Annotated in this window: 12 protein-coding genes; 8 read left to right on the forward strand and 4 right to left on the reverse strand. The window is 54.9% G+C overall.

The window, feature by feature from the left end; translation table 11 throughout:
* Positions 1-13 precede the first annotated feature (13 nt).
* Positions 14-667: a GDSL-type esterase/lipase family protein gene (locus tag AC6RNO_RS00190; protein WP_497104155.1), complete on the forward strand. Its 654-nt coding sequence runs from the start codon at positions 14-16 to the stop codon at positions 665-667.
* Positions 668-703: 36 nt separating this feature from the next.
* Here AC6RNO_RS00190 and trhA read toward each other — a convergent pair whose 3' ends face one another.
* Together trhA and AC6RNO_RS00200 are read right to left on the reverse strand one after the other, a co-directional pair.
* Positions 704-1,336: a PAQR family membrane homeostasis protein TrhA gene (gene trhA / locus AC6RNO_RS00195; RefSeq protein ID WP_497104156.1), complete on the reverse strand. Its 633-nt coding sequence runs from the start codon at positions 1,334-1,336 to the stop codon at positions 704-706.
* Between the two features lie 186 nt (positions 1,337-1,522).
* On the reverse strand, positions 1,523-3,685 hold the full coding sequence (locus AC6RNO_RS00200; protein ID WP_497104157.1) for a 3'-5' exonuclease: 2,163 nt from the start codon (positions 3,683-3,685) through the stop codon (positions 1,523-1,525).
* 180 nt (positions 3,686-3,865) lie between these two features.
* Here AC6RNO_RS00200 and AC6RNO_RS00205 point away from each other — a divergent pair, with 180 nt between their 5' ends.
* From AC6RNO_RS00205 to AC6RNO_RS00220, 4 genes are all read left to right on the forward strand, one after another.
* Positions 3,866-4,345, forward strand: coding sequence for a redoxin domain-containing protein (locus AC6RNO_RS00205; protein ID WP_497104158.1), 480 nt, complete (start codon positions 3,866-3,868; stop codon positions 4,343-4,345).
* 263 nt (positions 4,346-4,608) lie between these two features.
* Positions 4,609-5,916: a histidine--tRNA ligase gene (gene hisS / locus AC6RNO_RS00210; protein WP_497104159.1), complete on the forward strand. Its 1,308-nt coding sequence runs from the start codon at positions 4,609-4,611 to the stop codon at positions 5,914-5,916.
* Between the two features lie 69 nt (positions 5,917-5,985).
* On the forward strand, positions 5,986-6,822 hold the full coding sequence (locus tag AC6RNO_RS00215) for a prohibitin family protein (protein WP_474685530.1): 837 nt from the start codon (positions 5,986-5,988) through the stop codon (positions 6,820-6,822).
* Between the two features lie 159 nt (positions 6,823-6,981).
* Positions 6,982-7,179 carry a hypothetical protein gene (locus tag AC6RNO_RS00220; protein WP_497104160.1) on the forward strand — a complete coding sequence of 66 codons (198 nt, stop codon included), beginning with the start codon at positions 6,982-6,984 and terminating at the stop codon, positions 7,177-7,179.
* Positions 7,180-7,789: 610 nt separating this feature from the next.
* On the opposite strand, the gene AC6RNO_RS00225 is transcribed toward AC6RNO_RS00220, so the two are convergent.
* Together AC6RNO_RS00225 and AC6RNO_RS00230 are read right to left on the reverse strand one after the other, a co-directional pair.
* The gene (locus AC6RNO_RS00225) at positions 7,790-9,499 is read right to left on the reverse strand and encodes a hypothetical protein (RefSeq protein ID WP_497104161.1); all 1,710 of its coding nucleotides are present in this window, start codon (positions 9,497-9,499) and stop codon (positions 7,790-7,792) included.
* A gap of 14 nt (positions 9,500-9,513) precedes the next feature.
* Positions 9,514-10,815, reverse strand: a complete 1,302-nt coding sequence (locus AC6RNO_RS00230; protein ID WP_497104162.1) for an AAA family ATPase — start codon at positions 10,813-10,815, stop codon at positions 9,514-9,516.
* A gap of 236 nt (positions 10,816-11,051) precedes the next feature.
* On the opposite strand from AC6RNO_RS00230, the gene AC6RNO_RS00235 reads away from it, so the two are divergent.
* From AC6RNO_RS00235 to AC6RNO_RS00245, 3 genes are all read left to right on the forward strand, one after another.
* Positions 11,052-11,549, forward strand: a complete 498-nt coding sequence (locus tag AC6RNO_RS00235; RefSeq protein ID WP_474685538.1) for a metallophosphoesterase family protein — start codon at positions 11,052-11,054, stop codon at positions 11,547-11,549.
* 98 nt (positions 11,550-11,647) lie between these two features.
* Positions 11,648-13,933, forward strand: coding sequence for a DNA topoisomerase 3 (locus AC6RNO_RS00240; protein WP_497104163.1), 2,286 nt, complete (start codon positions 11,648-11,650; stop codon positions 13,931-13,933).
* A 23-nt stretch (positions 13,934-13,956) separates the two neighbouring features.
* Positions 13,957-14,634, forward strand: coding sequence for a uracil-DNA glycosylase (locus AC6RNO_RS00245; protein ID WP_497104164.1), 678 nt, complete (start codon positions 13,957-13,959; stop codon positions 14,632-14,634).
* Positions 14,635-14,701 lie beyond the last annotated feature (67 nt).

Here is a 14,701-nt window from a genome sequence, read left to right on the forward strand (position 1 = left end):
GGAGAGGGTTGTGATGAAGAGGGCGATCCATTATCTGGCATTCGGTGATTCCTTGACTGTAGGCTATGGGGCGAAGGCCGGGCAAGGCTTCGTGCCGCTGTACCGGAAAAAAGTGGAGAAGGCGCTGAATGTGCCCGTCCATTTGACTCAGGCAGGCACGAACGGCGCGACTACCTGGGAACTGCTCGCCAAGCTCGAAAAGGAGCCCGAACTGCGAGCTCATGTCAAACAGGCGAACTTGATCACGATTACAGCCGGTGGCAACGATTTAATTCAAGCTGCCATTCCTTATTTTTACCAGGGTAATGCGAACCTTCTGAAGTCGGCGCTGCAAAAATATGAAGCGAATTATAAAAAGCTGCTCGCGCAGCTGGAAGAATTGAAAAAAGGCGCTGGGGCGCCTTATCTCATCGTTTTGATCGGATTGTACAATCCGCTGCCGCAAGTGCCCAATTCCGCTTACTGGATCAGGCGGTTTAACCGGTTTTTGCGCAAGCAGGCGAAGGAGGACGTCCGCGTCGTGCAAATTTATGATGCTTTTGTCGGCAAAGAAAGCAAGCATTTGGCCGAAGACCACGTCCACCCGAACGCCAAAGGCTACGGGCTGATTGCCGCCGCGCTCGAACACGCCGTCTCCGTCGGTCAACTGCAGCATTTGCTGGCTTAACGGGAGCCATGCGGCCGGTCAGCGGTGCCAAAAGCTTTACAGCGGTGCGACATAAAGGAATATGGAGAAAAAGTGGCAAGCGCTGCCTGCCAGCACGAATGTATGCCATATGGCGTGGTGGTAGCGGACGCCGCGCCATACATAAAAGATTGTGCCGAACGTATACAGCAGTCCGCCGGCAATAAGCAGGACGATCCCGCCGGTCGGCAAATGGTCATAGAGCGGCTTGAAGGCGAACACGATGAGCCAGCCCATCAATATGTAACAGATCGTGGACAGTACGATGAATCGTTTGACATAAAAGATTTTGAGCACGATGCCGACGAGTGCCAAGCTCCATATGACGGCAAAATACGTCCAACCGAGCGTCCCGCGCAGCGTAACGAGGAGATAAGGCGTGTACGTTCCGGCAATGAGCAAATAAATTGCGGAATGATCCAGAATTTCGAACAGATCTTTGATTTTCGGTTCGCTGACGCTGTGCAGCAAAGTGGAGCACGTATACAGAAGCACCAGGGTGACTCCGAAAATGCTGAAGCTTACAATATGCCAGGCGTCTCCGTAGCGGCTGGCTTGAACGACCAGCAAAATCAAGGCGGCGATGCTGAGCGCGGCTCCTATGCCATGACTGATGGCGTTGGCCCGTTCCTCTCGAAGTGAGTAGTCCATATGCTTCCCTTCTTTCTTCCCAATTTCATTCGTCGTTTTTTGGCGCTTGGTTTAGCCACTACTAGTTTGGACGTTCGCGGAACGCGTATACCTTCATTCGTTTTGAACAAAATGCAAATCGAAAAAAAGACACACAGCTTGTGCGGCCGCCGCGTTTGCGGTCACCGGGGCTATGTGTCTTATTGGTTATTGTGGAAAATCGGCGGTTACGTAGGCCTCATCCCGAATATCGATCAGCGGCGACAGCTCGCCGGGGGCGATCAGCCAAAGCTCGTGAAGGGCGCGGGTACAGCCGACATACAGCAGCTTGGCGTCCAGCAGGTTCGCTTCGTACTGACCAGTGATTGCGTCCATAAGCAGGACGGCGTCGAACTCGAGTCCTTTGGCGATATAGACCGGAAGGACGGAAAGGCCGCCGCGGTATTCCCTTTGCCCAGCCGTAATCAAATTCGCCTCAATGCCTGACGCAGTCAGCGCTTCGTGCAGCTCCAGAGCCTGCTTCTCCGTCCGCGCGATGACAGCGATCGTGTTTGCATCGCCTTGTTTGAGCTTCGTCACGGCTTTTACCAGCATAGGCAGCCGGTTTGCGGGGGCGGTCTGCAGCACGCGCACCTTGTCTCCGCTGCGGAATACAGGGACGGCGAGCAGCGGATTGGGCACGCCCCGGGTGAGCACCTGATTCGCAAAATGGATGATTTCCATCGTAGAGCGGTAGCTTCGCTCAAGCTCGAAATAAGCCGTTTCGTTTTCTTGGAACAAACTGGAAAATTCCTTCCATTCGACGATGCCTTGATAGGCATGGATACCTTGCGACAGATCGCCCAAAATCGTAAAGGAGCCGCTGCGTGTATAAGAATCCAGCACGGCAACCTGGAACGGCGAGAAGTCCTGCGCTTCGTCGATAACGACATGATCGAACATCCGGTCTGAAGCGATGCCGTGCAGACGGGTATGAATGTACAACAGCGGCGCCAGATCTTCCGGCTGCACTTCTTTTTTCTTGAACGGCTTCACCGTGGAGCTGACGATCGAGTCGGGAATTTGCCGCAGCAGCTCAAGCGGCAGGCTTGAGGGTCTGCCCGTCTCCGAAAAAATCAGCTTATACAGCGAGAATGCCGTATGCTCCGGCCATCCGGTCAAATACGTGCGCAGCTTCTGGGACGATTTTTTCTTCAAATCTTTTTTGCGGTTTGCTTCCCAAATTTTTTCCAGCTGCATCTCCGTCCACCGCTTAATCCGCGCGACGACGCGCTCACGGCGTTTGGCTAACGGGTAGTGCTTGTTTTCGACGAAAAACCATTCGCGGATCGTGGCGATCGGTAGCTTGGCGCCTTCCCACGGAATGAAATCCGCAGCCGGAACGTACGATTGCTCGAACCGGCTCAGGCAATCGTCCAAATAGCGGAGGAAGGCGGTGGAGCCTTTGAAGCGCCCCGGCGCGGAATCGTCGATAACCGGCCGTTTGCTGCCGACGGCGAACCAGGTTTGCAGGGCGAGGGAAGGGTCGGCCATTTTGACTTCCTGATCCAAAATATCGAGCGTCCAGTCGGTGAACGTGCTTTGCTGAATATTGCCGACGCCGAGCTCGGGGAGCACGCCGGAGATGTAGTCGAGAAACATGCTGTTCGGCGCGAAAATAATCATCCGTTCCGCACGGATTTGCTCTCTGTATTGATAGAGCAAGAACGCGAGGCGGTGGAGCGCGACGGTCGTTTTACCGCTTCCGGCGACTCCTTGAATGATCAGCGCCGTGTTCTTGGCGGCGCGAATGATGCGGTCCTGCTCGGCTTGAATCGTGGACACGATGTCGCGCAGCTTATTGTCCTTGTTCTCGCCGAGCCTGTAAAGCAGGAACTCGTCGCCTACGGCGAGCGAATCCTGATCGCGGTCATAAGTATCGACGACCCGCTGCAAAATTTGCTTGCGGATGACGAGGTTGCGTTTCAAATAGACGAGGCCTTCGATCAGCCCGTCCGGGGAATCGTAGGCTGCGGCGTCCAAACCGCCTGTAAACGAGTAGAACAGGCTGGCTACCGGCGCGCGCCAGTCAATGACAAGCAGCTGCCCGGTGTGATCGTCTTCTACGCCGACTTTGCCGATGTACAGCGGAACGGGGCTGCCTGACGCATTTTCTTGAAAGTCAAGACGCCCGAAATACGGCTCCTCTACGGCTTTGGACAAGCTGCGCCGGCTTTGATCGCGAATCCCTTCGAGCGCCTGCTCGGTTAAGTCAGGGCCGTAATAAACCGGGGTCGCGCGCAGCCTTTCCAACTGCCGGTCGATTTCTTCGCCGGTTTGTTCCAGACGCTGCAGTTCTTCTTGATAGGCACTTTGAGTCTTTGTGTCCAAGATCAGTTACCTCCTAAGAGTTAATGTGTTGGTAAATAAAAACAGAGTAATCAACTATATCACATGAAAGGTTGGCTGGCAACTTTAGCTTCAAGGTCGCCCGAAAGCATTGGTAAAATGCTGGAAAGCAATGTTATAATGGACAAGTCGGGACATTCCAAATTAAAGGAGAGAGCATTTATGTCGATCTATGATATACAAGTGCAAACGATTAAAGGTGAGGAAATTTCGCTTTCCGCGTTTAAAGGCAAGGTGCTGCTCATCGTCAATACGGCCAGCGCCTGCGGACTGACTCCGCATTATAAAGGGCTGCAAGAGCTTTACGAAGCATACAAAGAGCGGGGTTTTACGGTTCTCGGGTTTCCCTGCAACCAGTTTGCCAATCAGGAGCCGGGAACGAACGAAGAAATTCAAAGCTTCTGCGAGCTGAACTATAACGTCACATTCCCGATGTTCGCCAAGGTGGACGTCAAAGGCGAGCATGCTCATCCGCTGTTTGCTTATTTGGTGAACAACACGCCGGAGCCTTACCGGACCGGCGATATCGAATGGAACTTCGTGAAATTCCTCGTCGATGCCAGCGGTCAAATCGTGAAGCAGTACAGCGCCCGCACGGAGCCTGCCGATATCGCTGCCGATATTGAATCCTTGCTGGCATAACCGGCAAAAAAACCAGTTGCACAGCGGACAACGTGCCGTTATAATCATTGTAATTATGTTGAAGGAGACGATCGCCATGATTCGTTCTTGCATCGTACAATTTCATCATTATTTTGAAAGGCGTTAGCACACACCTGTAACTTTTTCGGGGTGGGCTAACGCTGTTCGCGTTGGCCTCCCTGCGGAATAACGATTCGCGCGGGACCAGAGGTCCGGCGCGTTTTTTATTTTCGCCAATAAACGGAGAAGGGAATGGGAAATGTATGCAAAACGTGAAAGGAACTAACGATTATTGGGGAAAAGAGCAGGCGCTGAGGAAAGAGGTGCAGTCCGTGCTGGAAACGGTGTTTGCATTGTACGATTTTGAGCCGATGGAAACGCCGATTTTGAATGAAGAGGCGCTGCTGGCATCCAAGTATGCGGGCGGGGAAGAGGTTTTGAAAGAAATGTACCGCCTGCATGACCAGGGCGGCCGGAATTTGGCGCTTCGATATGACCTGACGCTGCCGCTTGCCAAAGTGGTTGCCAATAACCCCGGGCTGGAGCTTCCGTTCAAACGTTACGAGATCGGCAAAGTATTCCGGGACGGCCCCGTGAAGCGCGGACGAATGCGTGAATTCATCCAATGCGACGCCGATGCGGTCGGAATCGCGGGTCCGGTCGGAGAGGCGGAGCTGATGCAGCTTGCGGCCGATGTGTTCGGGAAGCTCGGCATTCCGGTTGTAATCAAATGGAATAACCGCAAATTGCTCGGCGAGCTGCTTGACTGTCTTGGCGTGCCGTCAGCTATGCACCTTACCGTCATGCTTACACTGGACAAATTGGCGAAAATCGGTGCCGAAGGCGTTGGCGCCGAGCTTGCCGCGAAAGGATTATCGGACGCAGTAATAACCCGCACGCTGGCCCTTAACGGCGAGGAGCCGCTGCGACTCGCTCATCTGCTGGACCGTTTTCAGTTGGAGGCTAAGGGAGGTGCGCAGGAGGCACGGGCCTTGCAGCTGCTTTTGCAGCAAACCGGTTTGGACGGCTGCTGCACTTTTGACCCGTTTCTCTCGAGGGGATTGTCTTTTTATACAGGTACGGTTTACGAGATTGCCGATGCGGCGGGCGTGTATACATCGAGTCTGGGCGGAGGGGGGAGATACGACCGGATGATCGGGCTTTTGGCGGAGGGACGGGAAGACAGCGTTCCGGCAGTCGGCCTTTCCTTTGGGTTGGAGGCGATTATGGAGATGCTGCGTCGCGGAGAACATGCGGATCAAACGCCCCGGCCCCAGGTGCTGGTCGTTCCGATAGGGGAGGAAGCTTCCGCCGAAGCTCTGCGGACAGCGTTCGAGCTGCGCCAGGCAAACATACGGACCCGCGTCGCAAGCGGCGACCGCAAATTAAAAAAGCTGCTGTCATCCGCATCCGCCCAGGGCATCCGATTCGTCGTTCTGATCGGTTCGGAGGAAATTTCGGCAGCCCGAGTCAGGCTGAAAGATATGGTCGAGCAGACCGAGCAGGTCGTTCCTCTGCAACAAGCGATCCGCTGCATGGAAGTGTGCTGCCCGCCAAGAAACTTTACATAATTTTGAAACAAATTCCCGCTCGCCGCCGTACAATTATTGAGGTTCTTAAAAAAGAGAGGGAGAGATGCGATGGAAACCAATCTGAACCCGAAGAGTCGGGCTGCGAATGTGAAATGGATCATAACCACGGCTTTGCTGGTCGTTGTCGTTCTCATTATTTTGTTGAACGGCTTTTCGACCGTGCAGTACGGGAATGTAGGTTTGTACAAAACATTCGGAAAGCTGAGCGACTCCGTATTGGGCCCGGGCGTGCATATGAAAGTGCCGTTCGTGCAGACGATTATTCAAGTGAACACCCAGGTGACCAAAGCGGAAGCCGACACGACTGCATCGTCGAAAGACCTTCAGCCGGTGTCCACGCACGTCGCCGTCAACTATTCGGTGGATAAAGCATCGGCGTACAACTTGATGAACAATATCGGCGGCTCGTACGATACGGTGATCATCGCGCCGGCCATTCAGGAAATCGTGAAAGAAGTGACAGCCAAATATGCGGCTGAAGATTTAATCGCCAAACGCGATGCGGTCGCTGTGGAAATTCAGGAACTGCTGACCAAACGTTTGGGCAGATACAATCTGTTCGTCAATGACATCAATATTGTCAATTTCAAATTTTCCGATGCGTTCAATCAATCGATTGAAGCGAAGCAAGTCGCACAGCAGCAAGCTTTGAAAGCGGAGAACGACTTGAAACGGATTCAAATCGAAGCCCAGCAAAAGGTTGCGCAAGCGCAGGCGGAGGCGGAATCGCTCAAGCTCAAGAAGCAGGAAGTGACGCCGGAGCTTGTGCAATTGAAGCAAATCGAAGTGCAGGAGAAGGCGCTGGAAAAATGGGACGGCCGTTTACCTTCCGTTACCGGCGGGGCGGCACCATTTATCGACATCGATTCTTTGACGAAAAAGTAAACAGGATCGGTACTGGCGGCATTGTCAAAACCTGGGGTATAATGTCTAGTAGAATGCAAGTGCGATCACGATAACGGTGGAATTTTATTCCAGAGTTACCCCCAAATTCGGGAAGCGGCTTGCGAAAGATATAGGGAGACTAACGTGGAGGGAGAGCCAATGCCGCTTTGCAACTGCGTCGATTGCGGGCAATTGCTGCTCGCCGACTATGAGAATCGCTGTAAAACGTGCGTAGAAGAGCTTATGGCGGAAACACGCAAAGTGAAAGAGTTTGTTCGTTCGAACCCGGGAGCTTCAATACTGGAAGTATACCGCGAAACGGGCGTAGCCCTGCACGTTATTAAAGAGTTGCTGTGATGATCGGCAAATAAAGGACCCACAAAGCTTCCAAGCGAAGATTGCGGGTCTTTTTTGGGTCGTCCAATGACGGTGCACCCGGCAAAACAGCGACCTTCCAGCCCGCCACCCGCCCGCCCGAGCCGTTCGCAACAATTTGCCCAGAAACCTACACGGTAGAGCCGATCGCATCCTCTGCCTGGTTGCGCGAAGAAAACCTGCAGAAGTACAGTTTTTGTTCGATAGATGCGCTGTCCACGACAAATTCCTGCAAATGTACAGGCTTTTCGCTGCGAACATGGGCTCAGGTTCATTTTCGTCGAAAATTCCTGCACTATCGCAGGCTTTTCGCCAAAATGGACCATTTTTACGGAAAAAACCTGCACTTTTGTAGGCTTTCTCCCTGCCAATCCGGCTCCCCACCATTTCAGCACCGCAACCCGAACGGAAAGGGGTGGCTTACTGAAGCAACGCAACCCGACAGGAGCATACTTCAGCCCAAAGGCCAAGCTCATGCACCAGATCTAGCAGGCGAGCTGCCCGCCAGTCGGTTCTACGCATAGCCAATTCGGATGTCTTTTTAAATGGCGACTATTTCCATCCATCCGCAAGGCGATCTTATTCCGTGCCGTCAATGTTTGGCAAAAACGTCAAGCAGCAGCTCGTCTTTAACCGGGTCCTGCATCTCCCAGGTCGTTGCAAAGCGGATTTGGTGCGAGACGCCCAAAATCTCGTATTTTTGCATCAGATGCTGGCGCGCGGTTCCGATGATCAGGGAGTGGAGGCGCAGCCGCTTGGTTTGGCCGAGCGCGCCGAGCTTTTGCAGCGTCGGCGGGGACAATTGGCCTACGCCGTCCGTCACCATGACGAAATCGGCGCCGTGAAAATGCGGATTGCTCTGCACCGCTTCCATTCCTTTCAGCAGCGGCGCGTCGAAGTTCGTGCCTCCGCCAAAAGCCATCTGCGCCAGCGCGTAGAAGCGGTCCCAATCCGGGCGCTTATAGTACAGCGTGTGCTCGATCAGCTCGCCTTTGGCGCCGAACAGCAGCAGCATGAAGTCGCGCCCCTCCAGCAGGGCGAAGGAGGCGAACGTTGCGGTGAACAGCTGAGCGAGCTTCAGCTTGGCGCCACGCATGGAGTGCGACGTGTCCAGCATGCAGATGACGGGACCTTTTTGCGGTTCGTCGAGCGCGCCAGTGTAGTTGTAAGTCATGAGCTTGTTTTCGATCCATTTGACGAGAAAATAAGGCTCGAAATCTTCATCCGCGAGCAGGCTGGCTTCGCTGGGCAGCATGTGGGAAAGCTCCCCGGAATGCCGCAAATCGTCGTAGGCTTCGGGAATGAAGGGGGAGCGCATCTTTTTGCGCTGCACGCGCAGGTGATGGACGTTCCGGCCGACTTCCTGCAAGAAGGCGATCAAATCTTTGCTGCGCCGCAGCTTTTCGATCCACTGCGTGTAGCGTTCGAACGTCTGCCGCCGCAGTTTGCCGAGCTCGCTGCCCCAGCGCCTGTTGGCCAGCCGCTGGCTGGCCTGCATCAGCGCGTGCACATCGAAGCTGTCTTCCTCTTCCTGCGACAGCGTCTCCTTGAGCGCGCGGTTCAGCCAATCGCCGAGCTCGTCCTCGATTTCTTTCATCGCGGCGGCATCTCTTGCGGTCATCCGCTCCATTTGCCGCTCGCGGCTCGCGAGCTCGTCCTCCGCCTTGCGCAGCTTGGTTTTCAGCTTGTCCCGCTTCATGAACTCGGTACGCATCGCTTCCTTCAACTCGGCGATGCGCTGGCGCAAAGCCTGGATCTCCTCGGCGACGAGCGGTTTCGTATCCGCGGCAGCCTGCTTCTCCTCGACCGTGCGCTTGCCCTGCTGGAGCGTATAGCCGACAAGGCGCAGCTTCTCGATCTGTTTGTCCGTTAGCCGCTCGCTGACCCTGGCGTCTTCCTGGCCGCTGCGCTCCTGCTTTTTCTCGATGCCGGCGGCAAGCTGCTGCTGTTCCTTTTGCCTGCGCGTCACTTCTTTCTCGTAAGACTCCGTCAGCCACATCAACGCTTTCAGCGCCGTTTTGAAGGACGCATTGACATGGCCGATCGTCCGCGGATGTATCGAGACGTAAAAATACTGCTTGCGCAAAGTGAGCACAAGCCAGCGGTGAAAGGGCGTGTCTTCCGCCGCGCCGTCGATTTCCGGTTTCGCCAAATAAAAACACATGAAAAAATCGGCGAACAGCTCCAGTTGAAACCACGGGGCTTGCCGGACAGCCTCGCGCATCCATTCGCTAGCGGCCCGCGATGAGCGGACATAGCCTTCGAAGACGTATCTGTCGACCCTTGTGCAGCGTATGATCATAGGGCGGTACCTCTTTAAAGGGTATAGTCGTAGACAATGCCGGGAATTTCCCGGTCAAACAAGGTGCGGTACAGGCCTTGAACGGACTGCAGGATGCGCTCGCCCTGTATGCGGAGATGGGTGAACTTTACGGCATATTGATCAGGATGCAGCAGGAAAATGGACTGGGAAGCGATCCATTCGGCCAGCTTTTTCTCCTTTTCCTGCCAGCCGATGAGCCGGCCCCGCAAGCTTCTAGCCGTTTCCTCCAGCTCGGAGCGGCACAGCTCCAGCTCCGCTTTCAGCCGTTCGGACGCCTCTTTGGAAAGCGCACCGCCGACTTCCTTTTTAAATTGGAACGAATGCAGCTCGTCCTCCTTGTCCAGCCACTTGCGGACGGATTGATTGTAGGTCTGGAGCGGCAGTTCCTGCTCCATTTCCTTTTTCAGCATCTCCTGAAAAACTTGATCGAACAGCTCTTTCAGCTCGCTCAAGTCCTCCGGGAAGTCCCACAGCATATGCGGTGTGAGCACCGTATCCCATACGCTTACCGAGCTGCGGCCGTGGATGGCGGCGGAGCATTTCCAGACCCGGCCGATTTTGTGCCAGCGGCGGTCGGATATGACGTATTCTTTTTCCTCCATGGCGGTTTTCAGCTGGAACATCATATAGATGATCGGCTCCGGCAAAATAATGTCTTGCGCCGCCGCTTTCAATTGGTTGACCAACTCCGTCGACAGCAGTACGGGCAGCGGTGCGGAAGGGGCGCCGAACATCAGCTCAAAGCTCGATATTTGCTTCACATACTCGACTTCGAAGCGGAAAAGGAAGCGGTCGTACAGCGCGGCAAGCTGTTCGTTGTCTTCGGGCAGCTCATTGGAAGCCGCCATCAAAAAATGAAGCGGAACCTGCTGCTTCCCGCGGCCGTTGAAAAAGATGCGCTCGTTCAGAATAGAGAGCAGGGAGTTGAGAATCGCGCTGTTCGCCTTGAAAATTTCGTCGAGAAAAGCGAAGCGCGCCGCCGGCAAATATCCGTCCGTCAACCGGACGTATTCGTCCTGTTTCAGCTTTTGCAAAGAAACGGGACCGAACAGCTCATCGGGAGTTGTAAACCTGGTGAGCAAATAATCGAAGCCGGGCTCGCTGCCGAACAGTCCGGCAACGGCCCGCGCCAGCTGCGACTTGGCGGAGCCGGGAGGGCCGACGAGCAGAACGTGCTCGCCGCTCATTACGGCCAGCAGCAGCACGCGAATCAGTTCTTCGCGTTCCATGAAGCGTTTTTCGAGATGGCTCATCGCTTCTTTGAGTTTATTTTGAATGACCACAGGTTCTTTCATATGATGGAAGTGCTTCCGGTTTGCAGGGCCGGGCGCACGCGATCCCCCTTTATCGGTTGAAGTATGGTTTCTATTGTAACAAACTGGCACGCAAACAGCGAGTGAGTGAGCGGAAGAAGTATAGAATCGTTTTGCTTACATCAGATGGAAGGAATGTCCTTTTCTGGACGATTACGTGCAAATGTAAGCGTTTTCTGTTACAATGGCAGGACAGAGAGCGATTGGAGTGATAGTACTTGAGAATTGGTGTGATTTCGGATACTCATTTATCGGATCGTGCGGAAAAGCTGCCGAATGCACTCGTTCGGGGGCTTCAGGGTGTGGATCTGATCGTGCACGCCGGCGATTGGGTAGGCATGCGGATCGTAGATCTTGTAGAGCAAATAGCTCCTTGCGAGGCTGTGGCCGGGAATAACGACGGCATGGACATCATCGAGCGCTTCGGGCGCAAAAAACTGCTCACGCTTGGCCGCCGCCGGATCGGGCTGATCCATGGCGACGGCTACCGCAAGACGACCGAGGAGCGGGCGCGGGAAGCATTTGCTGCCGAACGGCCGGACATCGTCATTTTCGGGCATTCCCACGTTCCTTACCGGCAAACGATTGACGGCATGCTGCTGTTCAATCCGGGTTCGCCGACCGACAAGCGGAGACAACCCCGGTATTCATACGGCATCATCGAGCTGGGGGCCGGTATTGACGCGCAGCTGTATTTTTACGACGAAAAGATATAAGACGGGCGATAGAAAGAGGATTTTTGACTGCGTAGGACGAATATTGTTAAGCTGACGAGAAATACCGACAGCAATAATCGACAAGAGGTAGTAGACGCGTGAAAACTTTGATTATCGCCGAAAAGCCTGACATGGGCCGCAATATCGCCTCGGCTATCGAGCCGAAAGCGCAAAACAAACGGTCCTATTTGGAAGGCGAGACGTACATTATTACTTGGGCGATCGGTCATTTGATCGAACTGGCGGAGCCCGACAAATACGATGAGAAATATAAAAAATGGAGCATAGATCATCTGCCGATTATTCCCGAGCAGTTCAAGCTCGTGCCGAATCCGCGCACCAAAGATCAGCTTAAGGTCATTGCCGAACTGGCGGGGAAATGCAACCTTCTGGTCAACGCGTGCGACGCCGGGCGGGAAGGCCAGCATATTTTTTCGCTCATACAGCGGCATTTGAAGTTGAAGCATCCGGTGAAGCGGCTGTGGATTTCGGACTTGACGGCGGAGACGATTCGCAAAGGGTTCGCGACGCTGAAGGACGGCAGCGAGTACGATAACTTGACCAAGGCAGCCAGATCGCGGAGCGAAGCGGACTGGCTGATTGGCATGAACGGCTCGCGCGCTTTTACGACGAAGCATAATGTGCTGCTTTCCGTCGGCCGGGTGCAGACGCCTGTGCTCGCATTGATTTATGACCGGCAAAAGCAGATCGAGGCGTTTTCGTCGCTCAAGTTTTTCGAGCTGGAGGGCCATTTTACGCAAGGGGATACGGCCTACAAAGGCATGTGGCAGGGAGAGCGCATGACGGACAAGGCCAAAGCCGAAGCGCTTGCGGCGAAAGTAAAAGGCAAGCCTGCGCGCATCGTTTCGTACGAGGTCAAAGAGACGAAGGAGTATCCTTTCAAACTGTACGATTTGACGCTGCTGCAGCGGGATGCGAACGGCAAGTTCGGATTTTCCGCGAAAAAAACGCTGGACACGGCGCAGTCGCTGTATGAGAAGCATAAAGTGATCTCGTACCCGCGGACGAATTCCAACTATGTGACGGAGCAAAACATTCCGGAAATGCATAAGGCGCTTTCCGCGCTCCAGGGTACGGCTTACCAGGATTTGGCGCAGGGAGCCGACCGCAATCTCGTTCATAAAAACAACAAATTTATTTGCAATCCAGCTAAAGTGGAAGACCACCATGCGATACTGCCTACGAACCGCAAGGCGTCGGGCCTGAATCCGGACGAACAGAAGCTGTACGACCTGATCGTCAGGCGTTTTCTTTCGCAGTTTTATCCGCCGGCCGAGTACAAGGTGCACACGGTGATGACGGAAGCGGAAAAGGAAATGTTCAAGACGACCGTCAAAGAGCTGCTGCATTTGGGTTGGAAAATCATTTACGCCGATCAGAAGAAGGACAAGCCCAGAGGCGGCAAAGGCAAGGACAAGGAAGAGGAAGACGAGGAAGAAATCGAAGTTAATGAGCCGTTCTCCGTCAATCCGTCGGACGGTGTCATCTGCAGCGACACCGTCGTCAAGGAGAAAGAAACGCAGCCGCCCAAAACGTTTACCGAAGGCACGCTGCTGAAGGCGATGGAAAGCGCCGGCAAGCAGATCGAGGACGAGGAGCTGCGCGATGCAATGAAAGATTCGGGGCTCGGCACTCCGGCCACGCGCGCCGCGACGATCGAGCGGCTGAAAAAAGTCGGCTACATCGATATGCAGGGCAAAAAAATCGTCATCACGCAAAAGGGCCGAACAGCCGTCGAGCTGATCCGCGGCGCCGGGATCGAGCTGCTGACCTCCCCCGAAATGACCGGACAGTGGGAGCGCAGGCTGAACGAAATATCGCGGGGCACGGCTTCGGACGAGCAGTTCATGCATAACGTGAAAAAGTTTGCCGGCCTGATCGTGGACAAAGTCCGCATGCAGGCGAGAGCGTCCCGCACGGCTTTCGAAGGGGAGACCCCGGTCGCAGGCAAGCGCGGCGCGGCCCGCTCCCAGGCGGCGGGTTCCCGCCGGGAGAACGGCGAAGCGGCGCAAGGAACCGCTGCGGGAGCGAAAGCCCCGGCCGCTGCGCGCAAAACGGCCGCAGTCCAGCCGCCGGACGGCGCTCCCGCGATCGTGGCCGCGTGCCCGCGGCCCGGCTGCGGCGGCTCTTTGTTCATGGGACGGAAAGGCTACGGCTGTTCCCGTTACAAGGAAGGCTGCAAGTTCGTCATCTGGAAGGAAAGCTTCGGCCGCAGTTTGACCGATACGCAGGTGCAGGCGCTGGTGCAAAAAGGAAAAACCGCCAAGCTGAAACTGACGCTGCCGGACGGCGCGCCCGTTGAAGGCCGGATTGTGCTGAAAGACCCGCATACGGGGGAACTGGCCGTAGAAACGCTGGCATAAAAACATGGTGGAGGAAATAAAGAATGGCTATCTTGAATAACGATTGGTCGGAGCTGTTGGCCGAGCAATTCGAAACGCCTTACTATATGGAGCTGCGCAAATTTCTTGTGGACGAGTACAACTCGCGGCGAATTTACCCGGACAAGCACGATATTTTCAACGCGCTTCATCTTACAGGCTACGCGGACACGAAAGTCGTGATTCTCGGCCAGGACCCGTATCATGGGCACGGACAGGCGCACGGACTCAGTTTTTCCGTCAAACCCGGCATAGCGACTCCGCCGTCGCTGCAAAACATGTATAAAGAGCTGCAAACCGATATAGGCTGTCACATCCCGGATAACGGCTATTTGGTCAAATGGGCGGAGCAGGGAGTCCTGCTGCTCAACACGGTGCTGACCGTGCGGGCCGACACGCCGAATTCGCACAAGGACAAAGGCTGGGAGCGTTTCACGGATCAGGTGATCCGATGCTTGAACGAGAGGGAGAAGCCGGTCGTGTTTCTGTTGTGGGGGAGCCATGCGCAGGCCAAGATGAGCCTGATCGATGCGAAGCGGCACCGGATCATCCGATCGCCGCATCCGAGCCCGCTCTCGGCTTACCGGGGATTTTTCGGCAGCAGGCCTTTCTCGCAGGCGAACGCGTACTTGCTTGAAATCGGCAGTGAGGAAATCGATTGGCAAATCCCGAATTTGAGCTAATGATGCAAGGGGGCGGCTGCGTGAAGCCGTCCTCTTCGGTTTTATGATTGCTCCTATTTGCTTATTT

It is taken from the genome of Paenibacillus sp. sgz302190 (genome assembly GCF_059820445.1).